This window comes from Alteromonas profundi (assembly GCF_010500865.1).
Taxonomy (GTDB): domain Bacteria; phylum Pseudomonadota; class Gammaproteobacteria; order Enterobacterales; family Alteromonadaceae; genus Alteromonas; species Alteromonas profundi.
Genome location: NZ_JAAAWN010000016.1, coordinates 26,083 through 50,460, shown reverse-complemented (window position 1 = coordinate 50,460; position 24,378 = coordinate 26,083). Strand labels below are relative to the sequence as shown.

Here is a 24,378-nt window from a genome sequence, read left to right as displayed (position 1 = left end):
AATTCCAAAATAATAGTTGGCATTGCTTACCTTGCTTGCTTAATTAATTACAGAAATTGTCGCACTTTAAGCATAAAGCTATCACCTGGATTATGGGATGGAATTTTTCGAGGAGACTAGTTCTCATTTGCCAAAGTAACGAAGGGCACTATTCACCGAATTGATTAGCTAGATATAAGCTAAAGTGGGAATTTTATGCGAGAACCACCAGTAGTATTAGTAAAGACATGGTATGAACTTTTATTAAAGGCAGAAGACGAAAATTCTAAGATGGACCCGCGGGGGCATTTGAACGAGAACCTACGGTTTTGAACCCAGTGACCACGTCGAAACCGTAGGTTTCCGTCGAATCATCCCTTCTCCTCATCTTCAATAAAGTATGTACCGTTGGGTAACACATGCTTATAGGGCAACAACGAGATATGAGATAAGGTCTCGTCGTCGATTTTCTCCCCTTGCTGCCGAAGCTGCTCCACAATGTCGCTTATCTTGATGGTGTTCCAGTACAGAATGGCATTGGACACAAAGCTGAGACTACTGGCCTTGTTCATGATTTCTTCATAGTCGCCTGTGGTGAATTCACCCTGTTCCGCAAAGAATATCCAGCGCGGCAGTTTATGTCGGTATTCCCCTTTATTCAGTTGCCGTTGGACGGTTTGACGGAGTTCTTTGTCAGTCAGGTACCGCAGAATGTATTCGGTCTTGATAATCCGCCCCAAGTTCGTAAAGGCTTTGGTGAGGCGATCCGAAGGTGAACTATTGGTTAATCGTTGGACGATGACGTGTGCTGGCGCAGTTTTCTGCTTCAGTGAAATCGCCACTCGCATCATATATTCCCACTGTTCCTCAATGATGGCCAGATCGGCTGTTTTGGTGAGTAAATGGTTGAGGTCGCCGTAATCGACGGTTTTGTCAATACGGTAAAGCTGCTGATCTTTGAGATCCCGAATGCGCGGCATAAAGTAGAATCCGAGCAAATGACAGAGTGCGAAGACGATTTCGGTATAGCCATGTGTATCGGTGGTGTGCTCCCGGATTTTCAGAATCGTGTTGTTTTCCAGCAGGCCGTCCAAAACATACAGCGCTTCACGCGGGCTACAGGAAATAATCTTGGTGCTGAACACTGAATATTGATCGGAAACGTGGGTGTAGATCCCGATGGCTTTTTCATAATAACCGTAGTAGCGGGGATAGTAAGAAGCCAACAGGCTGTCGGCGCGGATTTTAAAGCGTTGCGCATCCGATGAGGACAATGTACCGGTGCCGTGCACCGCACTCAACGGCAGCTCATGGTGTTGATTCACAATTTCAGCACTGGCGTTGATCAGGGTTTCCTCTCGAATATAGTATTGCAGGATATGCCGGAGCATATCGACGGTCACACCTTTAACGCTATTGCTCATGGATACGACACCCAGGTTGGTGGCCTGCGAAATAATGGCGGCCATCAGGCTTTTGTAAAAGGCTTTGGGGCGCGATTGATGGTGCTGGATAGGGACAAAATGACGGCTGTAATGTGTCATTTGATCTACTTCCATCAGAAGCTGTTCGATACGTATGCTGGGCATATGTGCATCGATCACTTTTTGCAGTTGGTTGACTTTATCCGGGACCTCGAGCTTGTCATCACGTTTGAGTTTCAATCGGCCGTTTTGAATTTCCGCGAAGTTGTCCAGGCCGAACAGCTTTTTCGCTTCAGAGACTGATTCGTGGAACTGCGTTGAAATGGCGGCTCGAACTTCGTGCGGTGGAGGCTGTTGAAGTTCGGTATAGACAGCCTGTCTGGTTTCATCCCAACTGGGTTCATTTAAGGTGAGATCCCAGAACGAAACATGCTGCTTACTCTGCGGCAAGTACAAATCGCCGGAACGCAAGGCGTCTTTCATAGCGAGAGCCAATCCCATTTCCCAAACGTTGCGATTGATGTTACCGGCTTGATCTTTAAGGGTGCGGCGTAGTTCGCGGGGAATGAATGCTGTCGGTGTGTTCTCGGGTAGCTTTTTCAGGTCGCCATCATCCAATTTCCGGACGAACTCAATAGCTTTTATCAGCGGCCCGGAACCTTTAGCCACTTCAAATGGTAACCGGATAAAGTCGGCAAAATATTTTCGTAAACTGGGATAACGGGCCAGCAACAAATCGCAGTAGCCGCGTTCCTCCAGGCGTTTAAAAATGTGCAGGTCGTCAATGGATGCCAGCAGATGTTTCTCGTCAATGCGTTGCCACAAGTCCTTCTTGTACAATGGCTGTTCATCCGGCCATTCCAGCAAAACATGCGTGGTTTCAAGCACAGCATCGATGGCTTTCTTTTGGCGCTTGCGAAACTCCTTGTGTTTTTTGTCGTGGCTGTTTTTGGTTTGCCGGCATAGCTCTGTCATGTACTGATCATGCATTTTGACCAGATGATCCAACAGGATCTTGCGGGATTCCAACAGGAAGCAAATCATCAATGCATAGCGCTTATGGTCCTTGAAGCGCTTCATGTCCTTAGCGCTGTAACGCTTGGTCAGTCGGTACAGGTAGTTAAGAAAAGCGGTATCAATGACCTTTTCTTCGAACTCATTAATGCCGGTGGACACCAGATTGTCATAGCGTTCCAAATAGCGTTTCAGTGATGATATTTTCGCACCCGGCGGGTACTCTTTGAGTTGGTTGAAGTAGGTTCGTTGATTGCCGTCGGTGGCTTGCAACAAATCGTCAATGGCATCGCGTAATTCCGGCGACATCTGATCAAACACTTGCTCAAAAAGCTGAGCGTGTACCTGGTTACATATGCGGATGATCTGTCTTTCGATCGTCGTGGGGCCAGGTAAAACAATACGTTTCAACAGAAGGTGGCGTTCTGCCCGGTGAAAAAGTTCATCCGGAAGCAGTCCCTGTTGGGCATGTTCTTCAATCCAGCGGTCCAGATCTGCTTCCACTTTGTCGTCAAACCGATGAAAGCCCAGGTACTTGAGGATATTGTTCCGGTGTTCCAACACCGTGGCTTCTCTTTCGGGCACTTCCACCGTTAGCGTAGGAGGAAGATCGAGTTGACTACTCAGGTAGCTGATCACTCGTGGCGAAAGATCATGGAGCTGGTTTAGAAACCGGCCATAGAGGCGCATGGCACACAGTTGGATGGCAAATCCCAGGCGATATTGCTTGCGATACTTGTTGACGACCTCGCAATCACGACGGCTTAGCGTCCAATCGCGAACCATTTCCTCATCGGAGAATCGTTGCGGCAATATTAACGGTTGGTACCGCTGCTGATCGGTTAAGAACTGCTCTTTGGCTGTCATAGGACCTCACTTGGCTCCGGTCACGCCAACTGCGCTATAGCGCTGTTTTTATTGATGGATGCGGTATTTAAAGGTGCATCACCGCCTTTAAAGGCAATCGCTCTTGCCCAGGGGTTATTCGGTTTAAAAATGTGTAGAGGTTATAACATATATGTACTAAGATCTACGCATGTCCTGGATACTGCTGATACTTTCACTCCCCACTGAAAACGCCACCGTGCGCATGCGGGCATGGCGCGCCATCAAAGCCCTGGGGGCCGTTTCGCTGCGTGATGGCGTCTATCTACTGCCAGCCATCTCTGATCATGCCGAAAAGCTAGAGGCAATTGCCCAGGATGTCCGTGATAGTGGCGGGACCGCCCATGTACTGCACGCTAATGATCCTGAAACCGAAGCGTTCCCCCGCTATTCGATCGCTCGGAAGACTATGAGTCGCTGGACTCGGCGATGGCGGACCTGCGGGCAAAGCTCTTGCCGGAAACCGCCATGGAGGTCATGAAGGAAACACGCAAACTGCGCAAAAGCTTCACGCGACTGTCAGCCATCGATTTTTTCCCCGGTGCCGCGCGGGATCGAATCGATACGGCTCTGAAACAGCTGGAAAGCGATGCCAACCGGGTCTTGTCTCCCGATGAGCCGCAGCCCGAACCTCGCACAATCCGCCGTCTTGATCGAGCCGATTATCAAGGCAGGCTCTGGGCGACGCGGCGTCGGCCGTGGGTGGACCGTTTGGCCAGTGCCTGGCTGATTGGCCGCTTCATCGATCCATCCGCACGCTTTTTATGGCTGGCCTCGCCGGACGACTGCCCGGATGAGGCGCTGGGGTTCGATTTCGATGGGGCGACCTTTACTCACGTGGAAGAAAAAGTCACTTTCGAAACGCTGCTGGCGAGCTTCGACCTGGATTCACCCGCGCTACTCCGGCTTGGAAAACTCGTGCACTACCTCGATGTGGGGGGACATCAGCCGCCGGAGGCCGCCGGGGTCGAGTGTGTATTGATAGGGCTGCGCGAAACCCATAGCGATGATGATCAATTATTACAAGCTGCCAATCAGGTTTTCGACAGCCTGTTGGTCACTTACGGTAAGGAACAATAACCATGCACGAACCGTCAACTTCATCTGTACCGCCAAGCAGCGGGTCCAATCAAATCACCAGGGATGCGACCGCTGGTAACCTCAATGCATTCGGCCATCACATCACCTTCGGGGAGGCCGTGCGTGTCTGGTTGCGGGTCGCCATCCTGAGCTTTGGCGGTCCCGCCGGCCAGATCGCGGTGATGCACCGTATTCTGGTGGATGAAAAGCAATGGGTCAGTGAGAGCCGCTTCCTGCACGCGCTGAATTACTGCATGGTGCTGCCCGGACCTGAAGCCCAGCAACTGGCCACCTATATCGGCTGGCTGCTGCATGGCATCAAGGGTGGACTGGTTGCGGGCGCCCTGTTCGTGCTGCCGGGCTTTCTCAGCATTCTGGTGCTCAGTCTGCTCTACGCTGGATTTCAGGAAGCGTCACTGGTGCAGGCCCTGTTTTTCGGTATCAAGGCGGCCGTGCTGGCGATCGTGATCCAGGCGGTGATCCGCATCGGCAAGCGCGTCCTCAAGAACGCCTACATGTACGCATTGGCGGTCGCCGCTTTCGTGGCGATCTTCTTCTTTGCCGTGCCTTTCCCGATCGTAATCGTTACCGCCGGATTGATCGGTCTGCTGGGTCGGCATGTCGATCCGGAACGCTTTGTGGTCATCAAGGGGCACGATACCCCCGAGGACGCCGGGCGTGCGATTGATGCCATGATGGAGGGCGGCGCGGCAAGCCATACCCGGGCGTCACGGGGGCGGGCACTCAAGGTGCTCGCCGTCTGGCTGCCGCTGTGGTTTGCGCCACTTGTCGCCCTGCTTGTGACCTTGGGCTATGAGGATGTGTTCACCCAGATTGGGCTTTTCTTCAGCAAACTGGCGGTTGTCACCTTCGGTGGCGCCTATTCGGTGCTGGCCTACATGGCCCAGGAGGCGGTACAAAACTATGGATGGCTGGCACCGGGGGAAATGCTGGATGGTCTGGGTATGGCGGAAACTACACCCGGCCCGCTGATCCAAGTGGTGCAATTCGTGGGCTTTATGGGGGCCTTCCGGGCTCCGGGAACGCTCGACCCCTTCACAGCAGGCATCTTGGCATCGGTTTTAGCCACCTGGGTCACCTTCGTTCCCTGCTTTTTGTGGATCTTCCTGGGCGCGCCGTATGTGGAAACACTGCGCGGCAACCAGGCGGTGAGCGCGGCGCTGTCGGCGGTCACGGCGGCCGTGGTGGGCGTGATGCTGAATCTCGCCATCTGGTTCGCGGTGCACGTCGCCTTTAACGAGGTTGAAACTGTACGGGCCTATGGTATGCTACTGCTGATACCCGCCTGGGGCAGCATCCACATTGTCAGCGTCGCGCTGGCCGCGGGCGCCTTTATCGCTATGTTGCGCTTTAAGGTGGGCATGTTGCCGATGATTTTAGTCAGCGCACTGCTGGGTATTGTGTACCATCTGTTATTTGCAGGCGTCCCGGCGGCGTAACCCCCCAATACAGCCAAAAATGTTTCACAGCAACAAAAAAAGAGGAATAGCCATGACAATGTCTCCGCTTCGAGCATTCATTCTAATGTGCGCTTTATTCATTCAAGCATCCATAACAATGGCCGACGATTCCGGCCGCCTCGATGATAAGGCCATTGGCCAGGCGGCTGGCACCCAGGCAACGGCCAAACCTGATGGCGTGGTGCGTATCGGCTGGAAGCGCGACGACGTGCCCGTCACCGTTGACGGTATGAAGTTCCCGCCGCCGGCGGGCCTCGGGAGTTGGGCCGCGTTCAAGGCCTTGCCGGAGGGTGGTGTTATGGTGATGGGGGATACGGTGGTGTTTGAGGATGAAATCACCCCGGCCATGGACGCCGCCTTTGCCCACGGCCTGGACATCACCGCGCTGCACAACCATTTCGTGTTCGACCGTCCGCCGGTTTACTTTATGCACATCGGCGGCCATGGACGAAACGCCGAGTCACTCGCCGAAGGCGTCAAGGCCATGTGGGATGCCATTAAACAAGTGCGTAAAAAGCATCCCGTACCGCAAGAACGATTTCCGGGTGATGTGCCCGATATCACCGGCAAATACAACACCAAGACGTTGGAAAAGATTCTGGATGCCGAGGGCAGCCTTAACGGGCAGGTGCTGAAATTCACGTTCGGGCGCAGCGCCAGAATGCACGGTGTGGAATTTGGCGCATCCATGGGCCTGTCCACCTGGGCCGCCTTCTCCGGGAATGAGAAGCAGGCGGTCGTCGATGGGGATTTTGCCATGACCGCGGACGAGATCCAGCCGGTGATGCGGACGCTGCGTCAGGCGGGCATCCACATCGTGGCGCTGCACAACCATATGACCGGTGAAACGCCTTCCTACTATTTCCTGCATTATTGGGGCAAGGGCAAGCCCGAGGATCTGGCGAAAGCGATACGGGCAGCGCTGGAGACGCAAAGATGAATTGAGAGTGGGATTCGTGATTTGACGGGTTATACGGGGTCGATCAGCGTGACCAACTTTTCCATCAATATCAGCGAGGCATTATTCGAAAGTTGCTGGCCTTCTTCGATGTACTCCCAGACCGTTGCATCGCTTTTCCAGCCGCCTTGTTTCTTGATCAGCTCGAAGTCTACCCGTTCTCGAGCCGCCGAAGTGGAGAGGCCGCGGCGAAAACTGTGACTGCTCAACTCGGGCACGAAGTCGAACTGACAGGCCTTGCCCAGGGTTTTGAGCAAGTCATTAATTGCCCCTGGGTTCAGAGGCCTGGGCGTCACCTGATCCCAGCGGTTAACCGGCCTAAAGAGCGGGCCGCTATCAATCTCAGCGCTATCCATCCAGGCCTTGATTGCTGTAGCCGGACAACAACCTGGTGTACCGAAAGGTAAGGCGCGGGCCAGCCCTGTCGCCTGTTGATCCGTTTTGGAGCGCGGCAACCGGATGATCAGGCCTTCCGGCTCCCAATTCAGATCACTGATTTGAATGGCCACCAGTTCGCTGCGACGAAAAGCGCCGAAAAAGCCGGTCAACACCAGGGCGATATCCCTATGCTTCTTTTTGCTATCCGGCAAACACCGCAGGTAATCCACCATTTGTGCGATGTGTTCCAGGCGTAGGGCCTTGGCCTTGCGTTTGGGTTGGCCATGAGTGCGACGAATGCCTTCCATGGTTTTCCGCACCAGGGGATCGCGCACCGGATCAGTGACGCCTTGGTAATGGTGCCACTGGCTAATGGCGGTGAGGTGGAGATCTAACGTCCGGGCGTTGAGCGATTCGGCCCTGGCGAGCAGATAGCGCACCACCGTATCTCGGTCAGTCGGCAACCGGCCACCCCATTTCTCAAATTGGCGAATGGCGGATCGGTAGGCCTTGCGGGTGTTATCGGAGGTGGCCGCCTGGAGGTAGTGCCGCAGTGACTCGGATTCCCGATGAGCAATCTGGTTCGATTCCTCATTACGTAATGCTAAGTCGGTGGCCATTTTGGGTGGTTTGGTGTTCATGAATTGGATTCCTATCGGTGTCACCAGAAAGGCGGCTATGTACCGGCGTTACAAGCAGAAGATTTTCAGCTTAATACCATAGCCAACGATAACCTTGATTATCGAAGGTTAAAAATTGAAACTCAAGAAACTTTGATAAGCATAAATATAATGTTATATTACGTGTTACATAATACGTTACTAAATAGTTTGAGAGGAAATCTCCCTATGGCACGCGCCGGAGTCACTTTCCACGATGTCGCCAAAGCCGCCGAAGCCATCAAAACCCAAGGCCAGGAGCCTACGGTGGATCGAGTGCGGGAACATATGGGCACCGGCAGCAAAAGCACCATCGCGCCGCTGCTCAAGCGTTGGCGATCAGACAACGGAGAGGCAGCCGATATCGGTGGACTCCCGAACGACCTGGTGGAGGTAGTGAAATCACTCCACGAGCGGGTACAGCAGATGGCCGACCACCGTATTGAGGAGACCCGTCAGGAATTTGAGGCGTCAAATAAAGAACTCCGCAAAGAATTGGCCGATTCCAAAAACACCATCGCGCAACTTACTGCCCGACAACAGGATCTTGAGAGCCAGATTGAACGGCAGAACAAAGAAAAAAGCGCGTTAGACAAGTCTCTGGAAGATGTGCGTATCAGCCTGGTCAAAGCCGAGGCCCAACGAGACGAAGCCATTGTGCGAACCGCTGAATTAAAGGAAAGTATTGCGGAACTTAAGCAGGAAAATAAGGACATCCGCGATCATTTTGAACATTATCAGCAGCGCACTGCCGAAGACCGTCAGCAAGAACGCGAACAGTTCCGGATCGATACCCAGGGGTTGAAAGACCAGATGCAGGAACTGCAACACCGGTTCGACCAGGCTGAGTCAAGAGCGTCCGAGTTATTTGATGCCAATGCGCAGTTACAAAGCAATGCCGATAAACTTGAACAGACCAATGCGACGCTAAACAGGGATTTGAACGGAAAGGTAGATGAGACCCAGAACCTGAAGCGCAACCTTGAAGACGCCATGACGAAGAACCAGGAATACCAGCATAAAAATGAGCAATTGGCAGAAAAAATAGCAGCTCTCACTGCTCAGAAAGCAGATGTCGATAAGGAATTGGCCGTGTTATCCCAAGCTTTGAAGGCCACCAAAACCGAGTTGAAAACCATCCAGGATAAAGTGACGTATCTGACCGATGAGAACAAGGTAATTCTTCAGGAAAAGGCGATGATCCTAGGACAATTCAAACAACTCCAGGGTTCGCTATGAAAAAGGCTGTCACAGCATTGAATATTCGGTAATGTTCCAAAGATGACCAAGTTTTAAGGGCAAATGCCGGGTTAGCGGCTATCTGACGGAAACCTACGGTTTCGAGGGTGCCACAGGATTCAAAACCGTAGGTTTTCGTTCAAATGCCCCCGCTGGTCCAAGATACATGCTAGAAGGATGCTGTTAGGTGCATTTGGTACACAAGAGGCTGTGATGGAATTTCTTAAAAAAAACAAGATAATTTAACTGTGAAGAGGTGGCCGGTAGGGTATTTCATGCTGTGAGCATCCAAGCTGAACAAGGGGAGCTTTCCCTCCGGCCATGGCTCTCTGTCCCCTATTCTGGATGCCGAGAGTAATTCAAAAATTTGGTCAAAATATGGCCCTCCTTTTTGTATCATCAACCTCAAGGGTTGAAGCCACCTCAAGTGTACTTCAAACCTAAGTAGTCTTCCAAGACTCCGCATCAATTTATTTCGACTTTGGGCTTTATTTACACAGTTAGATGTTGTGAATACATAAAGAATTACTTCGAGCTGATTTCATAGAACTCAGAAGTGTAATTTTTCTCTTCATTCCCTAAAAACTCTTGGAAATCATCGCAGGTTTTGTTTTTGTTGTGCTTTTTAATTTCTGCGGCGATAAAAGTATGCGTTTTTAGCGCAAAATCCGTAAACCCGTCATCGGTGCAAAAGGCGCAATAAGCATTCTTAGGGTTCTTTGTACTATCGTTTTCTTTATAACTATTATCTTCGATTAAAAGGTTGCTGTTAATGTCTTTATAAAATGTATAACTGTAAACAGCATTCTTACCACGCCTATAGGTCATAGTGCCATGGTTACCTCTAACGTCATAATCTGTATACTTCAGCAATGGAGCGACAAGGATACTGTTCTCTTCACTGTAGACATGGCGGTAGTCGTACATTAAATGGCCAATAAGATTAGTGCACTCTGGTTGAAGAGACCAGCCTTCTACACGTTCAAAAAGTGGTGTCCTCTTCGCCGCAACATCTTCGTAGGATAGTCCAGAATTATAGCCGGGCAGAGTCGCACCACAACCGAATAATGAGATTGAAACCACAGGGAGGGTTGAGAAAATAATCCTTTTTATCATTTATAATTCCTAAAATAGTAAAGTGAAATTTGATTTTAAAGTAGCCTGACTCATTATCAACCTACTATTAATAATCGGCAAACTGCTCGCTCACCTAACTTTGGCCATACCCGTTTTACCAGCTTGATATTGTTGAGCGTAGCGTATAGCCATGGCTTCGCTTTTCCAGTTCCCCGAAAGCACAATTTCTGCCATAGGAACGTCAGCCTCCATGAGCGTGAGAACACCACCGGTGCGCGTGCTGTGGCAGGTAAATTTACCATCGGTGTTGATGGCCATACCTATAGCCTCATACCTCTTCAGTAGTGCCTGGTATTGCATAGGCTCTTTCTGAACAGTTTGTTTAGGGGAGAGCTTGCGAAATATATAACCATCAGTAATTTTTGCGTTATCGAGCCACTTTGTCAGTAACTCTGCAGTTTCGTCAGACAAATACCCGTAGTGGCCTTCACCCGATTGATCCGTTTTGGAACGCGGGGCAAATACTGTCTTAGCTTGCCAGTCGATATGATTGACTTCAATGGCCAGAATGTTGGATGCGCGAAAAAGTGTATCGAGTGCGACATTGACCAGCACCGCATCGCGTAAACCCAATAACGAGTCTACATTTAACACACGATTTGCTACACGCACATCATTTAACTTTAATGGCTTTGCTTGCTTTTGCGCCGCTGGTTTTTCTTTAAGCCTCCCATTCACATAACGACTGAAAAGCTTGGAGTGCTTCCATGGGTCGGGTAACTCGCTTACGCCAATGAAAAAGCGCACCGACGCGAGCTTTCGTTTGATGGTGTGATGTTTAAGCTCAGACGCCATAAGTTCATCGAAGAACGCCTGGCATGCAGTCTTAGTAATTTTCCAATCACTTGCCAGTGCCGGCAATGCATGTGCCCGACAAAACTTAAGGTATTGATTGAAATCAGACTGATAAGCCTTACGCGTATTCAGCGACATCGTTTCCCACACTGAGTCTCTTAGCTCAGTTAAATTTTGAACCACCAGCGTTCGATGTTCTTCATTCAGCGAAAAGTCGCTTTGCGCTAACGCGATTTCATTTGCCATGCTATTAATCGATATAACTGTAATTATCTATAATAATAAAATAGCACAGCAAAGAGAGTAAATAAAGCGTTACATATAACGCTTGCACAAAATAACAATAGTAGGGTAGCTACAGTCGTGATATAAAAGCGTTATAAGTAACGCAAACGCAGGGCAGGGTAGTGAGCAACGATACGGTTTGGCAGGAATATATAGAAAATAATTTTGATAAATTCATTTCATCTTTAAAAAGCGACGATTTTATAAGTGGCGAAAAAGAAATTATAAGCGATGAAGATATTAATTTTTTAGAGCCTAAAAAGACTTATGATTGCCTTAGAAAAATAATTACTCAAGATGCCATTAAAAAGCTTCAAAATAGATTTAGAGCGCACAAACACAGAGAAAAAAGAGGAATAAAAAACCTTCAATTAAAATCACATTCTCTTAATATGCTTGATAAGTTTAAAGCGCAGGTGGGCGCCGACACATTGGAAGAGGCGATAGACTTTTTATTGTCACCGGACTATCGCGAGTATGAACACGATGTGGACCTGGCTAAGCAGCGGTTAGGCGAAGGAAACTTTGATAGCACCGAATTGATGCTCGACAGCTTTACCAAAAGACTGAAAAACTACGACAGAGAGCGCTTATCGTTAATGATCGCGCTGGCGTTCAACGAAGGCTGGAGAGCTGCAAAGCAAACAAAAAAGCGTACCGGCAATCCCCGCCAAGAAGCGCTCAACCAGTCAGACTTATATAACAGCGTAGTGAAATTAATAGCAAGGAGTAATAATGTTGATTGAAGATAACACATGGAAAATTTTTGCGCCCTACAACATATTGGTGTCGCTTAGAGGGCTAATGGACGAAGTCTGTAACCAGATTGTCGAATATAGAAACAGCGTGCCCATTGTGCCAGTACTGTGCCTGCCTACAGCCGCTAAGGAAATATCGCTGACACCGCTCATTATGCAATCTGCCTACAATCTACAGAGAAATGACAAGGCGGTCTTTTATCCAGTATCGGAGCTGACCGCTACACGAAATAAAAATGAATCAAAGGGGCGCATTGATATAGGTCTATTCAGTAAGAGACACGCCACTTTTATTGAATGCAAAGCTGTAAGAACCAGCGCAACCAACAACAACAACAACAATAGAATTTAAAAGGCGTTAAACAAAGCAACGGATCAGCTTCTCGATATAGATATGGAGACACTGCTATTCAATTCACCAAAAGATACAATTAGTAATATTCGTGCGAATAACAAGCTTATACCAATGGTCGCAATCAATGTGACATGCGATAAGAATAGGGTAGAAGATCGAGACAGTCTATTTTTGAAAAAAGTAGAATCAATTCGTGATGGTTTCCGAAATTCAATGATAGTACAGGTCAGATATAAGCCGCACTTTATTCGTTATAATGGTGACATTGATGTAAAAGTTGAGGATAGAAAGCTAATGTCTATTGGTCATGTTTTTATTTTAAAAGAAGTTTTCAAAAGCTAAATTTGGTGAGTCTCAACTTGTTCTGACATTTTAGATAATAGAAAGGTATCAATTACGAAGGGCTGTTGTTTACGTGAAGTAGAAGTTTGCACTCTGGGGGACAGAGATCGGCTATGAGTAAAGCGGACATTGACCACAACCAATGCGCTGGTCCGCTTCAGACAAATAGCAGACGGTCAATGTCGAGATGTCGAACCACCGATTTGTGTCAAAATCGGACATTCAAAAATGTTAAGAAAATGCCAATCTATTTAGTAAGTTAAGATATCAGATTGATTCCAATTAGCTTGAGAACAAGTGCAAATACCCCAAAACACACCACTGTTATCCCAGCACTCATCGCTAATGCCGGCCAAAAGCCAAAGCGATGAAGAAGTGATGGAAAGATCAGAAACATTGGTAATGTAGGTACAACGTACCAGAAAGTATACCAAGCATGGTTGGCTATCTTTTCCATCGGTTGCTTTTCAACGTACAGCCAGATCATGGCTAGAATGGTTACCATCGGGAGTGCCACAATAAGTGCGCCTAGCTTATCACTGCGCTTTGCAACTTCAGAAGCAGCGACGACGACTGCCGCAGTCACTAAATACTTTGTAATTAACCAACCCATATTACCTCCACCTCAAAAAACCGATTGCCTATCGGTTTTTTTTTTGTAACTATAACACTATTATTGGAAGAGAATAGTGTTATGCAGTTAGGTGAATTAGAAAAACAGGTTTTGCAGTATCTGTGGAATGCGTCTGAAGCTGACGCGAAACAAGTACATGCCGTGCTTGGGCAGTCTCGTGGGAATTCACTCAATACCATTCAGAGCACCTTGGATCGCTTGTTTAAAAAAGGTTTGTTGAGCCGAACCAAACAGGGGCACGCCTATTGTTACCGAGCAAAAGTAGACAGGGAAGCATTGATAGCGACGCTTATCACCAACGTGACCAGCGATTTTGTTGAAGACGGTGAGCATAGCTTGATTGCAGCATTCAGCTCAGCTTCTGCCAATCTGGATGATGCCCAACTTGATAAGCTGGAACAGTTGATAGAACAACAACGCAAGTTGCGCAAAGGGAACTAACGAACATGTTGGTGGGAAATATGGCAATAACACTGAATTTACTGAGCATTGCTGTGCTGGTATTTGCTATCAGTGTGGTTTTCATTGCCGTTATTTCACCATTCACTCTTCACCGAATAGCACAATTCACCTTTGGGATTCGCAAAGTCATCTTGTGGTCATTAGTGACTGCGCCGTGGTGGATCGCAATCAGTTGCGTAGGATTTTTCTGGCCGAGGCAGCAAGACATATTCCCCGCGGCTTTGCTAAACGACTTTGCGCACTGGCACCACGTCGATATTTTTAGTTTCACCAGTTGGCATGCTGTTACCTTGTTATCGGCCTCTGCATATTTGCTCTGGTCAGTGACAAGAACCGTTTATATTCGTAGAAAGCAAGCATCATCGATGGCAGATTTGATTGGCTTATCTGATATCAAATTACAGCATATCAACGGTAAGCAGGGGTATTATTCGTTACCGCTGCCAATACCGGCAGCCTTTACCACAGGGCTGCTGTCTCCGAAAATCTATGTTACAACCGCGCTCAAAGAACGGGTTAATGAGCAGGAGTTGGATATCATCGTCCGCCATGAAATAGCGCATGTTGAATCGCGCGATCCTTTATTCAAAGTTGTCTTTGCGACATTTGCGGCTTTTTTCCCTATTACTGCGACGCGTGAACTTATCAAGCAATTTACTTTATTGACCGAGCAGATGGCAGATAGTGCGGTGACCAAGGAATATGACAACTTAGATGTTGCTCAAACCTTGATTAATGTCGCACGCATGCAGCGAAGTGTAGACTCCATGCACAACAACATGGGCTGCGATGGCTTGCAAACGAGCTATTTCGGTAATGATCAAACCAGTGTGCGCGTGCAAAGCCTTATTAGCCCGGTGATGTCTTCGTCCCGACTAGCAATGGGCTTTGCAATCATATTGTTTGCTTCTGCGCCTCTGTTAACCGCTTCTACGGTTGATAGTCTCCACCACATTATCGAAACCTTTTTCACCCATTAAGTAAGGACTGGGAATGAAAGAAATTCTTTGTAAACGCAAGACTAAAAAACCGATTGGCTATCGGTTTTCTGCTGTACTTGCCGGAGTTGGTTTACTCTTATCAGCGACAGCCGCATCAGAGGAAACTTCTCAGGTTATCAGCCTACCTGAAGCCGTGATGATGACCTTAAATTATCACCCAGAATTGAAGGCTTTACTGTCACAGGAGCAGGTTTGGCAGGGGCGTATTCAACAAGCTGGTGTCGGTGAACGTCCCCAAATTGGGCTGATGATTGAAGATGCGATGGGTACGGGTGAACATAGTGCGCTAAAAAGCACGCAATCAACACTGACGTATTCGTGGTTGTTACAGCAGGAACAAATCGATAGCAGGGTGAATGCCGCAAAAAGCGAAGCCACAAAACTGGTACTTGAAAAGCAGATTAAAGCACTCGATTTGTCTGCATTGGTGGCCAAGCACTATATCGACATTCTGGTTAAGCAAGAGCGTCTTAAGCTAAATCAGATGGCCGCAACTCAGGCAGAAGAAGTGGTAGAAGCGATAGCTAAGCGAGTGAAAGCAGGTAAGAGCTCAAGTGTTGAGGTACAACTGGCAAAAGCAGAGCTGATACGCCGGGAATTGGCCGTAGAAGACGTAGAACATGAACTCAAGGCCAGTCAGTATCAACTGGCCTCTCTGTGGGGTAAACCTGCTCAGAACTATCATCTGAACGGCAATTTGCTCAGCGTACCGGCTGTTCCATCGGTTGAAAACCAACTGGCCCTGCTCAAGCAAAATCCTCGCTTACAACAGTTCGTTAGCGACCAGCGTATCGCCCAGTCGCAAATGGAACTGGCACGAATAGAAGCTAAACCCCAATGGCAGTTCACAGCCGGACTACGCCGCTATGAAGCGACCGATGATTTTGGTTTGGTTGCCGGGATTTCCATTCCGTGGGGCGATGGCAACCGCAATGCCGGGATGATTGCAGCTCTGCAAGCAGAGCAGGATGTATTAGCCAGCGAACAAAGTGCGTTGATGCAATCATTGGACGCACAACTTTATGTATTGCTACAGGAAATGGCGCATTCACAGCACGTGATACACACCGTGCAAACAGACATTGTGCCCACGTTGGAAACTGCCTTATCTGAAGCAAATAATGCTTTTGAAAAAGGCCAACTTAGTTACAACCAATACAGCGGCGTGCGCCGAGAATTACTTAGCGCACAAACACAGTTGCTTGAAGCGTTTGAAAGCCTGCATTTGCAGCATATTGAAATTCAACGCCTGACCGGTACATCCCTATCTCAGTGAGACAAATTATGAAAAACAATAAAATCCTTTCGTCATTGAGTTTGGCGATGTTATTAAACCTCAGCTTAGACTTAGTCAGCCTTCCGGTAATGGCATCATCTGCGCCTGCTGCTGAACAGCCTGAACCAGAAAAAGGCCCACATCGGGGACGTATGTTACGTGATGGTGATTTCGCTTTGGAGTTGTCAATTTTCGAAACGGGCGTTCCTCCTGAATTTCGTGTTTGGCTCACCAAAGAAGGCCAACCTATCGATCCAAAGTCGGTAGATTTGAACGTTAAATTGACCCGCTTGGGTAATGTTGTTGATGACATTAATTTCTATGTTCAAGGTGATTTCCTGCGCGGTGACATGGAAATCTATGAACCCCATTCTTTTGTGGTCACCATCGAAGCTAAGCATCAGGGTAAATCCTACCGCTGGCAATATGACAACTTCGAAGGGCGTACCATTATTGAGCAAGCTGTGGCAGAGGCAATGGATATTCAAACGGCTATCGCAGGACCTGCGACCCTGCATCAAACTATCCCTGCCTACGGCACGTTGGCACTGCCTGTGGGGGCGCAACGTTCTGTTTCGGCTCGATTTGATGGGGAAATTACCAAATTGCATGTGGGTTTCGGTGAAGAGGTGAAGAAAGGGCAAACGCTGTTAACGGTAGAAAGTAATGAGAGCCTGAAGCCTTATCAAGTTAAAGCGCCGTCGGATGGCGTTATCACAGAGCAGTTTGCGAATGCGGGAGAACAAACTGCCAGCCGCACCTTACTGAGCATTACAGATAGCAGCCAATACATTGCAAAGCTGGCTGTTTATCCAAGCGATTATCAAAAAGTCTGTAAAGGTTCAGTGGTGAACTTGCAGGTTGAAGGTGTGGATAGAAACTACCAAGGCACCATTTCGTTTATCGAACCAAAGGTGCGGTATGATCAGGCTCGCATCGTGTGGGTAACCTTACCTAACGAAAAGGGTGAATTGACCACTGGCAGCTTCGTTCGAGCGCATATTGAAGTCGCTACCATAGACGTACCACTGGCGGTTAAGCGCGTTGGTTTACAAGGTTTTCGCGATTTTACGGTGGTTTATGCCAAAGTCGGTGAACAGTATGAAGTACGTATGCTGGAGTTGGGACGTGAGGGCGGAGAATGGGTTGAAGTGCTCGGCGGATTGAATCCGGGCACCGAGTATGTAACCGAGAACAGCTACATCTTAAAAGCCGACATTGAAAAGTCGGGCGCATCACACGACCACTAGGAGCGTAAATCATGTTGGAATCGATTTTACGCTTTTCGATAAAGCGAAAATTTCTTGTGTTGGTGATGGTAATGGCTGTTGCCGGACTGGGGATATGGAATTTCACTAAGTTGCCGATTGATGCGGTGCCAGATATCACCAATGTACAGGTGATGATCAACACTGAAGCAGCAGGTTATACACCGCTTGAGATAGAGCAACGGGTCACATTTCCATTGGAAACCGCTCTGGCAGGCTTGCCGGGGCTGACCTATACCCGCTCTGTCTCGCGCTATGGGTTATCTCAGGTAGTCGCCATATTCAGTGACGAGACGGATGTGTACTTTGCTCGCCAGTTGGTGAATGAACGATTATCCGCCGCCCGTTCTGAACTGCCGACAGGATTGGAGCCTCAGCTTGGCCCCATTGCTACGGGCTTGGGTGAAATATTCATGTTCACCGTAGATGCCGAACCTGATGCCACCCATGCAGATGGTTCGCCCATCACACCGATGGATTTACGCACAGTTCACGACTGGACTATCAGGCCACAGTTGATGCGTGTGCCGGGTGTAGTGGAAGTAAACCCTATTGGTGGGTTTGAACGTGAAATACTGATTGCCTTCAAACCTGAAAAGCTGCTGGCATTTGGTTTAACCCAAGCGGATGTGGTCGATGCCATTGCCAGCAACAACCAGAATCAAGGCGCAGGTTTTATTGAACAAAACGGTGCGCAGTGGCTGCTCAGAATACCCGGACAGGCCGAAGATATTGCGGCAATAGGCCGTATTCCACTGAAATCGACTAAAGGTTCTGCGCTGACCATTAAGGACGTTGCGGATATTGAAAATGGTCAGGGTTTACGTACCGGTGCTGCAACGCAAAATGGCCGCGAAGTGGTCATGAGTACCGTGTTCATGTTGATTGGCGAGAACAGTCGTACCGTGGCGCATACCGTCGGCGAGAAGCTGAAAGAAATCAACGCTAGTCTGCCCGAAGGCATTGTGGCTACCGCTGTTTATGACCGCACTAAACTTGTAGATAAAACCTTACAGACAGTTCAAACCAACCTGTTGGAAGGGGCGCTTCTAGTTATTGTGGTGCTGTTTGTTCTTTTAGGTAACTTCCGGGCAGCCTTTTTAACCGCGCTGGTGATCCCCTTTGCCATGTTAATGACCATTACCGGCATGGTTCAGACCCGCGTAAGTGCTAATCTGATGAGCCTTGGAGCACTCGATTTCGGCTTGTTGGTTGATGGTGCGATTATTATTGTTGAGAACTGTTTGCGCAGGCTCAGCCAAAGTGCTCCATCTTCGGACCAAGAGCACGCCCCATTACCACTTAGAGAGCGCATGGAGTTGGTGTTTGACGCTACCCGTGAAGTGATCCGCCCGGCTTTGTTTGGTGTGTTTATCATCACAGCCGTTTACCTGCCCATTTTTGCGCTGGAAGGTGTGGAAGGCAAAATGTTCCACCCTATGGCGATTACTGTTGTCATCGCTTTATTAAGTGCGATGTTGCTCTCCGTCACCTTTGTACCCGCTACCATTGCGTTGTTGTTTAAAAAGCCAGTCAAAGAAAAACACAGTGCGCTGATTCGTGGAGCCGGAGTCTTATATCGTCCTGCGTTAAGCTGGGTGCTGAAAGGCCGTTGGATAGTTGTATTAGCTGCGTCACTAATGGTGGTGGTATTTGGCTATCAGGCAACCAGACTAGGAAGCGAATTTGCCCCCAATCTGGATGAAGGGGATATTGCTATGCACGCTCTGCGCATTCCGGGTACGTCACTGAGTCAGGCTATTGCGTTACAGGAAACGCTGGAAAACAAAATTAAGCAGATGCCGGAAGTAGAGCGAGTGTTTGCCAAAATCGGCACCGCTGATGTGGCTACTGATGCCGTTCCACCCAGTGTGGCGGATAACTTCATTATTTTAAAATCCCGTGAGCAATGGCCTGATCCTGATAAGCCGAAAGAGCTAATTGTCGAAGAGCTCGCAGCTCTGGTTGCGCCCATACCCGGCAACCGCTACGAATTTCTGCAACCCATTCAGATGCGCTTTAACGAGCTACTGGCTGGCGTTCGGGCTGAGCTGGCCATCAAGGTATTTGGAGACGACTTTGATATTCTCACAGGTTTAGGCGCCGAAATTGAATCTGCTATTTCTCAGATAGAAGGCATTGCCGATATTCAGGTTGAACAGACTACCGGCTTACCCATGCTGAATATTGTGCCTGACCATCAAAAACTCATGCAGCACGATATCAGTCTTGGTGATGTGCAGTCGCAGGTAGCTACCGCTATGGGCGGCACAGTTGCCGGTAAGTTTTATCAGGGCGATGTTCGCTCAGACATTGTTGTGCGCTTAGGCGAATCACGCCGACAGGATATTGATGCGCTTAATTACCTACCCATAACGTTGCCCGATGGTCATAGCATTCCGCTACAAGAATTGGTGTCGCTGGAGCTGGTGTCCGGGGCCAACCAGATAAACCGGGAAAATGGCAAACGCCGGGTGGTGGTCACCGCCAATGTGCGTGGACGTGATTTAGGTAGCTTTGTGGCTGATATTCAGCAAGCTGTGGCGGAAAAAGTCGAAATTCCGGCAGGTTACTGGGTAGAGTACGGTGGCACTTACCAGAAGCTACAGTCGGCTTCCAAGCGCCTTAGTATTGTTGTACCGGTTACCTTGCTAATGATCATCGGTTTGCTGATTTTAGCACTGAACTCGTTTAAAGACGCGATGATCATCTTTACCGGAGTGCCACTGGCATTAACGGGCGGAATTGCTGCGCTTTTATTGCGTGATATCCCATTTTCCATCTCGGCGGCGGTGGGTTTTATCGCCTTGTCTGGTATCGCCATTTTGAATGGTCTGGTAATGGTGTCTTTTATCCGTGAATTACGCAAAGAAGGCGTGAATCTGAATCAGGCCATTTTTGACGGTGCGTTAACGAGATTGCGCCCGGTATTAACGACCGCATTGGTGGCATCACTGGGATTCATCCCGATGGCGCTCAATACCGGCATTGGCTCTGAAGTTCAGCGTCCATTGGCTACGGTGGTGATAGGCGGGATCATTTCATCCACCTTGCTTACCCTGTTCGTTATTCCGGCCTTATATCGCATTTTACACAAAGAAAAGGAGTCACTTTTGACTGACACAGAAGTATTGGAGTCGTCTGATGCCAAATAGTCTTATTAAACTCAGCTTAACTCTGCTGCTGGGCGCATTAGCCTTGATCAGCATTGATGTATTCGCACATGGGGTGGACGATAATACTCGCGCATTTCTGGAACAAAACCAAGGTGTGCAGTTTATTCCGTTTTTGTACATCGGGGCTAAGCATATGATCACCGGCTATGACCATTTGCTGTTCTTGGTGGGTGTGATCTTCTTTCTGTACCGCAGCAAGGAAGTACTGCTGTACGTGACCATGTTTACTATTGGTCACAGCACAACCTTACTGTTTGGTGTGCTGAGCGATATTCAGGTTAACGCCTATCTGATTGACGCTGTCATAGGTTTATCTGTCGTTTACAAAGGCTTTGATAACTTAGGTGGTTTCAAACGCTGTTTTAACTGGCAACCCAACACGCAATGGGCGGTACTGATCTTTGGCTTATTTCACGGTTTTGGATTGGCAACCAAATTACAGGAATTCCATTTACCGGAAGAGGGGCTTATTACTAATCTGATTGCCTTTAACATCGGAGTTGAACTGGGCCAGTTTGCAGCACTCGTGTTTATCCTGATCGCCATCAACGCTTGGCGAAAACTGCCTTCGTTCCAGCGGTTCTCTACCGTGACCAACACGGCGCTGATGAGTGCTGGTGTCATGTTGATGGGATATCAGCTTACCGGCTACATCGTTAATTAAACTTATAACAAGAGAATATTATGCAACACACTGTTAGTACAAAAACCTTAGTCAAAGCCAGTATCACCGCAACAATTGTGGCGGCAATTGCGTTGGTGACTTTTATTCTTCCAGCGGAATACAACATCGACCCAACAGGAATCGGGCAAAAACTAGGGCTGACGACCCTAGCACAAGCGAATGAATCTGATGTTGTTGTTTCTACCAACAATGCTGATACCAATACTTCAGGCAGTCAGGAATTTAAGACCATTGAAGTCGTCGTGCCAGCCGGACGCGGTGTCGAATACAAATTTGCCATGCAGCAATATGCAAAAATGACTTATGAATGGCTGACCGACGGTGAAGCCCTTTATTTCGATTTACATGGTGAGCCGGAAGGCGATACCACCGGGTATTTCGAGAGCTATACCATAGCGACATCCAATGAGATGAAAGGAAGCTTTACTGCTCCTTTCGCCGGTTCACATGGTTGGTATTGGAAAAACAAATCGGACAAGCCTATTGCTGTGCAGCTTTTGGTAAAGGGCGAATACCAAGTAATTGGTCTGAAGCAATAAATCAACTTATTAAAATTGGAGAATATGATGAAAAAAACGTTATCAGCAGTGGTACTTTGCTGCACATTAATCAGTGGTAGTGCTCTGGCACATGGCGATCATGGTGTCATCAGCGGCCAGAAAGCCATCAGCATTGCAGCTAAATCTGTGACGCAAATGACCTTCAAAGATTTTGGCTTTGAAGTGGGTAAACTGGATGAATCGTGGAAAGACTTGACGCCTGAAAAGTTCAGTGTCGTTAGTGTTGAAGAAGAGTTCTATGTGGTAAGTGCCTCAAATTCTGATGCTGCCAAGCAAGTCTTTTTCAAGATAGCCAACAATGGTCAGGTACTGGGTGTAAAAGCTAAGAACGACTTTTAAAGACGAGGATGTAGGTGGGCACTGAGAGTTGACGCCCAGTGTCTATCCATCATTTCTAGCAATATAGGTGTATCCCTTTTTGCAGACTGCTTCAATGAAAAGCGTTTACCCCGAACTTCCGCTTTCACTCATTGCCGTCATTAGAATCTCAATCTTCCAGCGACCGCTTTACGTACGGAGCAGCCCAACAGCATCGGAGGCACCTTGAGACAATAGTAACCAGACTGTCACTATCGGCTTATGCAGTGATGAGCTTCAGTCTCTCTGTTGCCGACTCAGGCCAATATTGACTATATTGCTGTGAAAACGATAACTAAAGCGCAGAAACTCAATACGGGCTTGCAACAACGTCCTTTTATACACCTGTCACTTACCTGTCATCAGACTGTCACAAGCTGATCATGTTTCATGCATAACCTCATTTGATTGCATTTCGCAATAGTTAATTTTCAGGGAGAATAATAAGTGAGTAAGTTTAAATTATCCGTTATTGCTTTATCTGTTGTAACACTTTTAACCGCTTGTGATGATGGCGATGACGGTGTCGATGGGACGAATGGCGCTGACGGCAGCAATGGTCTGACAAGCCTGGTTGTACAAACCGAACTGGCTACCGGCAGTGAGCAGTGTTGGCTGGGCGGCGTGCAAATAGATTCGGGACTGGATGCCAATAGTGATGGTACTTTAGAGGCGTCAGAAGTCAGCGATACCTCTTATGTTTGTAACCCGGACACTTTTGGCACCAGCGGCGCGCGCCTTCCTTATTCCGTGCTGCGCAACGATATGGACAATACTTTTTACCCGGGCTCAACTTTTGAAGTGCGTAACGGTGGATATGGTTCGGACCTTGATGGCCACCCAACCAACCCAATGCAATTTTATGCGTTAACCGACCGTGGCCCTAATGCCAAATACCGCACTGCTCAGGAAGGAGCGCCACACGGTAGTGGTAAAATTTTCCCGACCCCGGATTACACGCCACGCATTGGCTTATTCGAGGTTCAGGCCAATGGTTCAATTGCTAAGATCAGCGATATTCTGTTAAAAGACCGGGATGGTAACAACATTAGCGGCTTACCGAATACGCCAAGCTTAGGCGGCACGGGCGAAGTACCTTACAACACAGATCGCGAAGTGATCCGTGCAGACATGACCCAACCTTATGATGCCGATACCAACCCTGCAGTCTTTGATGATTACGGTTTAGATTCAGAAGGTTTAGTCGCTGTGTCTGACGGTACCTTCTGGGTATCGGATGAATATGGCCCGCACATTGTGCATTACAGCGCTGACGGAGTTGAACTGGAACGCATTAACCCTTTCGCTGCAGATGATCGTAACCTGTATGATCTGCCAGCTGAGTTTGGCAATCGTTGGGCTAACCGCGGTATGGAAGGCCTGACCATCACGCCAGATGAAAGCACCTTAGTAGGTATTATGCAATCGAGTCTGGATAACCCCGACAGAAACAGAACCGATATGACACGCATTGTTACGGTAGATTTGGCAACCGGCGCTATCTCACAGTATCTGTACAGACAGGAAAAAGGCTCTAATTCCAACTCTGCCATTAAAGCCATCAGCGACACGCAATTCTTAGTGTTAGAGCGCGATGGTGCATTCTTTGGCAAAACGGGCGCAGCCCAGAAACAGGTGTATAAAATTGACATCAGTAACGCAACCGATCTGGAAAGTGTCGCCGCTGCTGGCACTATCACACAGGATGATGCATTAGGCCTGGTGATTGACGGTGCTACGCTGGAAGAAGTTATCAACGACAATGCCACTGACGGCGTTTACGACCAGGGTTGGGGTATGCTGGCCAACTTAGGGATTGCTCCGGTTGAAAAGCTGGAAATGGTCGTTGATATGGTGGATGAAGTGGCATACCCACACGACAAAATGGAAGGTCTTTGGGTGATTGATGGCAGTCGCTTAGGTGTACTTAACGATGATGATTTTGCCACCTGGTCAAAATCGGAAGAAGGCGCACCACTAGGTCAAAAATATTTAGATATCAATAATACCGTGATTGATGGCAATACGCTGTACATTGTTGACAGTTTAAATCTGACTGAAAATTAATGCGCTGATGCAGCGCCACTCGCACTGAAATGGCCGCAAATTTGCACAGACTAGTCTGCGACAATTACCCTTTCAATGCTACAAAAGCACCGACTTAACTTTATGTAAGCGGTGCTTTTTTCA

General features: G+C 48.4%; 21 protein-coding genes. 16 read left to right on the top strand and 5 right to left on the bottom strand.

The genetic code is table 11. From position 1 onward, the window contains the following. Window positions 1–350 precede the first annotated feature (350 nt). A complete protein-coding gene (locus GTH32_RS12615; protein WP_163086211.1) occupies window positions 351–3,284 on the bottom strand; it encodes a Tn3 family transposase in 2,934 nt (977 codons plus the stop codon). A 169-nt stretch (window positions 3,285–3,453) separates the two neighbouring features. On the opposite strand from GTH32_RS12615, the gene GTH32_RS19735 reads away from it, so the two are divergent. From GTH32_RS19735 to GTH32_RS12600, 4 genes are all read left to right on the top strand, one after another. Next, complete coding sequence (locus GTH32_RS19735; protein WP_343033427.1) at window positions 3,454–3,783, top strand: Chromate resistance protein ChrB; 330 nt, start codon at window positions 3,454–3,456, stop codon at window positions 3,781–3,783. Continuing rightward, window positions 3,732–4,382: a chromate resistance protein ChrB domain-containing protein gene (locus tag GTH32_RS12610; RefSeq protein ID WP_246223244.1), complete on the top strand. Its 651-nt coding sequence runs from the start codon at window positions 3,732–3,734 to the stop codon at window positions 4,380–4,382. Before GTH32_RS19735 ends, GTH32_RS12610 begins: the two co-directional genes overlap by 52 nt. A gap of 2 nt (window positions 4,383–4,384) precedes the next feature. After that, complete coding sequence (chrA, locus tag GTH32_RS12605; protein ID WP_049589048.1) at window positions 4,385–5,842, top strand: chromate efflux transporter; 1,458 nt, start codon at window positions 4,385–4,387, stop codon at window positions 5,840–5,842. 118 nt (window positions 5,843–5,960) lie between these two features. Next, a complete protein-coding gene (locus GTH32_RS12600) occupies window positions 5,961–6,803 on the top strand; it encodes a DUF1259 domain-containing protein (RefSeq protein WP_197044410.1) in 843 nt (280 codons plus the stop codon). Between the two features lie 29 nt (window positions 6,804–6,832). Here GTH32_RS12600 and GTH32_RS12595 read toward each other — a convergent pair whose 3' ends face one another. After that, window positions 6,833–7,840 (bottom strand): tyrosine-type recombinase/integrase, encoded by a 1,008-nt coding sequence (locus tag GTH32_RS12595; protein ID WP_049589050.1) that lies wholly within the window; start codon window positions 7,838–7,840, stop codon window positions 6,833–6,835. A 207-nt stretch (window positions 7,841–8,047) separates the two neighbouring features. Between GTH32_RS12595 and GTH32_RS12590 the strand changes: the two genes are divergently transcribed. Further along, a complete protein-coding gene (locus GTH32_RS12590) occupies window positions 8,048–9,097 on the top strand; it encodes a DNA-binding protein (protein ID WP_049589052.1) in 1,050 nt (349 codons plus the stop codon). Window positions 9,098–9,622: 525 nt separating this feature from the next. On the opposite strand, the gene GTH32_RS12585 is transcribed toward GTH32_RS12590, so the two are convergent. Both GTH32_RS12585 and GTH32_RS12580 read right to left on the bottom strand, forming a co-directional pair. Next, window positions 9,623–10,213 carry a hypothetical protein gene (locus GTH32_RS12585; RefSeq protein ID WP_163086209.1) on the bottom strand — a complete coding sequence of 197 codons (591 nt, stop codon included), beginning with the start codon at window positions 10,211–10,213 and terminating at the stop codon, window positions 9,623–9,625. Window positions 10,214–10,303: 90 nt separating this feature from the next. After that, a complete protein-coding gene (locus GTH32_RS12580) occupies window positions 10,304–11,275 on the bottom strand; it encodes a tyrosine-type recombinase/integrase (protein WP_163086207.1) in 972 nt (323 codons plus the stop codon). A gap of 161 nt (window positions 11,276–11,436) precedes the next feature. On the opposite strand from GTH32_RS12580, the gene GTH32_RS12575 reads away from it, so the two are divergent. Both GTH32_RS12575 and GTH32_RS12570 read left to right on the top strand, forming a co-directional pair. Then, window positions 11,437–12,060: a hypothetical protein gene (locus tag GTH32_RS12575; RefSeq protein WP_131094912.1), complete on the top strand. Its 624-nt coding sequence runs from the start codon at window positions 11,437–11,439 to the stop codon at window positions 12,058–12,060. Continuing rightward, window positions 12,050–12,424: a hypothetical protein gene (locus tag GTH32_RS12570; protein WP_163086205.1), complete on the top strand. Its 375-nt coding sequence runs from the start codon at window positions 12,050–12,052 to the stop codon at window positions 12,422–12,424. Before GTH32_RS12575 ends, GTH32_RS12570 begins: the two co-directional genes overlap by 11 nt. Window positions 12,425–13,028: 604 nt before the next feature. On the opposite strand, the gene GTH32_RS12565 is transcribed toward GTH32_RS12570, so the two are convergent. After that, entirely contained in the window at window positions 13,029–13,382 is a 354-nt protein-coding gene (locus GTH32_RS12565; RefSeq protein ID WP_163086203.1) for a DUF3147 family protein, read from the bottom strand. 81 nt (window positions 13,383–13,463) lie between these two features. Between GTH32_RS12565 and GTH32_RS12560 the strand changes: the two genes are divergently transcribed. The 9 genes from GTH32_RS12560 to GTH32_RS12520 all read left to right on the top strand — a co-directional run bounded on the left by GTH32_RS12560 (window position 13,464) and on the right by GTH32_RS12520 (window position 24,255). Continuing rightward, window positions 13,464–13,844: a BlaI/MecI/CopY family transcriptional regulator gene (locus GTH32_RS12560; protein WP_163086200.1), complete on the top strand. Its 381-nt coding sequence runs from the start codon at window positions 13,464–13,466 to the stop codon at window positions 13,842–13,844. A gap of 5 nt (window positions 13,845–13,849) precedes the next feature. Next, window positions 13,850–14,845, top strand: a complete 996-nt coding sequence (locus GTH32_RS12555; protein WP_163086198.1) for a M56 family metallopeptidase — start codon at window positions 13,850–13,852, stop codon at window positions 14,843–14,845. Between the two features lie 13 nt (window positions 14,846–14,858). After that, complete coding sequence (locus GTH32_RS12550) at window positions 14,859–16,142, top strand: TolC family protein (protein ID WP_163086196.1); 1,284 nt, start codon at window positions 14,859–14,861, stop codon at window positions 16,140–16,142. 8 nt (window positions 16,143–16,150) lie between these two features. Then, window positions 16,151–17,392 carry an RND family efflux transporter gene (locus GTH32_RS12545; RefSeq protein WP_163086194.1) on the top strand — a complete coding sequence of 414 codons (1,242 nt, stop codon included), beginning with the start codon at window positions 16,151–16,153 and terminating at the stop codon, window positions 17,390–17,392. Window positions 17,393–17,403: 11 nt separating this feature from the next. Further along, entirely contained in the window at window positions 17,404–20,565 is a 3,162-nt protein-coding gene (locus GTH32_RS12540) for an efflux RND transporter permease subunit (RefSeq protein ID WP_163086192.1), read from the top strand. Further along, window positions 20,555–21,250: a HupE/UreJ family protein gene (locus GTH32_RS12535; RefSeq protein WP_163086190.1), complete on the top strand. Its 696-nt coding sequence runs from the start codon at window positions 20,555–20,557 to the stop codon at window positions 21,248–21,250. Before GTH32_RS12540 ends, GTH32_RS12535 begins: the two co-directional genes overlap by 11 nt. A 20-nt stretch (window positions 21,251–21,270) precedes the next feature. After that, window positions 21,271–21,810 carry a hypothetical protein gene (locus tag GTH32_RS12530; RefSeq protein ID WP_163086188.1) on the top strand — a complete coding sequence of 180 codons (540 nt, stop codon included), beginning with the start codon at window positions 21,271–21,273 and terminating at the stop codon, window positions 21,808–21,810. A gap of 24 nt (window positions 21,811–21,834) precedes the next feature. Beyond that, window positions 21,835–22,170, top strand: coding sequence for a DUF6488 family protein (locus GTH32_RS12525; RefSeq protein WP_425482369.1), 336 nt, complete (start codon window positions 21,835–21,837; stop codon window positions 22,168–22,170). Between the two features lie 465 nt (window positions 22,171–22,635). Continuing rightward, complete coding sequence (locus GTH32_RS12520; protein WP_049588550.1) at window positions 22,636–24,255, top strand: esterase-like activity of phytase family protein; 1,620 nt, start codon at window positions 22,636–22,638, stop codon at window positions 24,253–24,255. Window positions 24,256–24,378: the final 123 nt, after the last annotated feature.

What these genes read in the sequence shown, in the direction of transcription:
- GTH32_RS12545 (WP_163086194.1), top strand. Translation starts at nt 16,151, where the DNA reads ATGAAAAACAATAAAATCCTTTCGTCATTGAGTTTGGCGATGTTATTA.
- GTH32_RS12610 (WP_246223244.1), top strand. Translation starts at nt 3,732, where the DNA reads ATGGCGGACCTGCGGGCAAAGCTCTTGCCGGAAACCGCCATGGAGGTC.
- GTH32_RS12540 (WP_163086192.1), top strand. Translation starts at nt 17,404, where the DNA reads ATGTTGGAATCGATTTTACGCTTTTCGATAAAGCGAAAATTTCTTGTG.
- GTH32_RS19735 (WP_343033427.1), top strand. Translation starts at nt 3,454, where the DNA reads ATGTCCTGGATACTGCTGATACTTTCACTCCCCACTGAAAACGCCACC.
- GTH32_RS12560 (WP_163086200.1), top strand. Translation starts at nt 13,464, where the DNA reads ATGCAGTTAGGTGAATTAGAAAAACAGGTTTTGCAGTATCTGTGGAAT.
- chrA (WP_049589048.1), top strand. Translation starts at nt 4,385, where the DNA reads ATGCACGAACCGTCAACTTCATCTGTACCGCCAAGCAGCGGGTCCAAT.
- GTH32_RS12585 (WP_163086209.1), bottom strand. Translation starts at nt 10,213, where the DNA reads ATGATAAAAAGGATTATTTTCTCAACCCTCCCTGTGGTTTCAATCTCA.
- GTH32_RS12550 (WP_163086196.1), top strand. Translation starts at nt 14,859, where the DNA reads ATGAAAGAAATTCTTTGTAAACGCAAGACTAAAAAACCGATTGGCTAT.
- GTH32_RS12525 (WP_425482369.1), top strand. Translation starts at nt 21,835, where the DNA reads ATGATGAAAAAAACGTTATCAGCAGTGGTACTTTGCTGCACATTAATC.
- GTH32_RS12580 (WP_163086207.1), bottom strand. Translation starts at nt 11,275, where the DNA reads ATGGCAAATGAAATCGCGTTAGCGCAAAGCGACTTTTCGCTGAATGAA.
- GTH32_RS12595 (WP_049589050.1), bottom strand. Translation starts at nt 7,840, where the DNA reads ATGAACACCAAACCACCCAAAATGGCCACCGACTTAGCATTACGTAAT.
- GTH32_RS12555 (WP_163086198.1), top strand. Translation starts at nt 13,850, where the DNA reads ATGTTGGTGGGAAATATGGCAATAACACTGAATTTACTGAGCATTGCT.
- GTH32_RS12600 (WP_197044410.1), top strand. Translation starts at nt 5,961, where the DNA reads ATGGCCGACGATTCCGGCCGCCTCGATGATAAGGCCATTGGCCAGGCG.
- GTH32_RS12530 (WP_163086188.1), top strand. Translation starts at nt 21,271, where the DNA reads ATGCAACACACTGTTAGTACAAAAACCTTAGTCAAAGCCAGTATCACC.
- GTH32_RS12570 (WP_163086205.1), top strand. Translation starts at nt 12,050, where the DNA reads ATGTTGATTGAAGATAACACATGGAAAATTTTTGCGCCCTACAACATA.
- GTH32_RS12535 (WP_163086190.1), top strand. Translation starts at nt 20,555, where the DNA reads ATGCCAAATAGTCTTATTAAACTCAGCTTAACTCTGCTGCTGGGCGCA.
- GTH32_RS12615 (WP_163086211.1), bottom strand. Translation starts at nt 3,284, where the DNA reads ATGACAGCCAAAGAGCAGTTCTTAACCGATCAGCAGCGGTACCAACCG.
- GTH32_RS12565 (WP_163086203.1), bottom strand. Translation starts at nt 13,382, where the DNA reads ATGGGTTGGTTAATTACAAAGTATTTAGTGACTGCGGCAGTCGTCGTC.
- GTH32_RS12590 (WP_049589052.1), top strand. Translation starts at nt 8,048, where the DNA reads ATGGCACGCGCCGGAGTCACTTTCCACGATGTCGCCAAAGCCGCCGAA.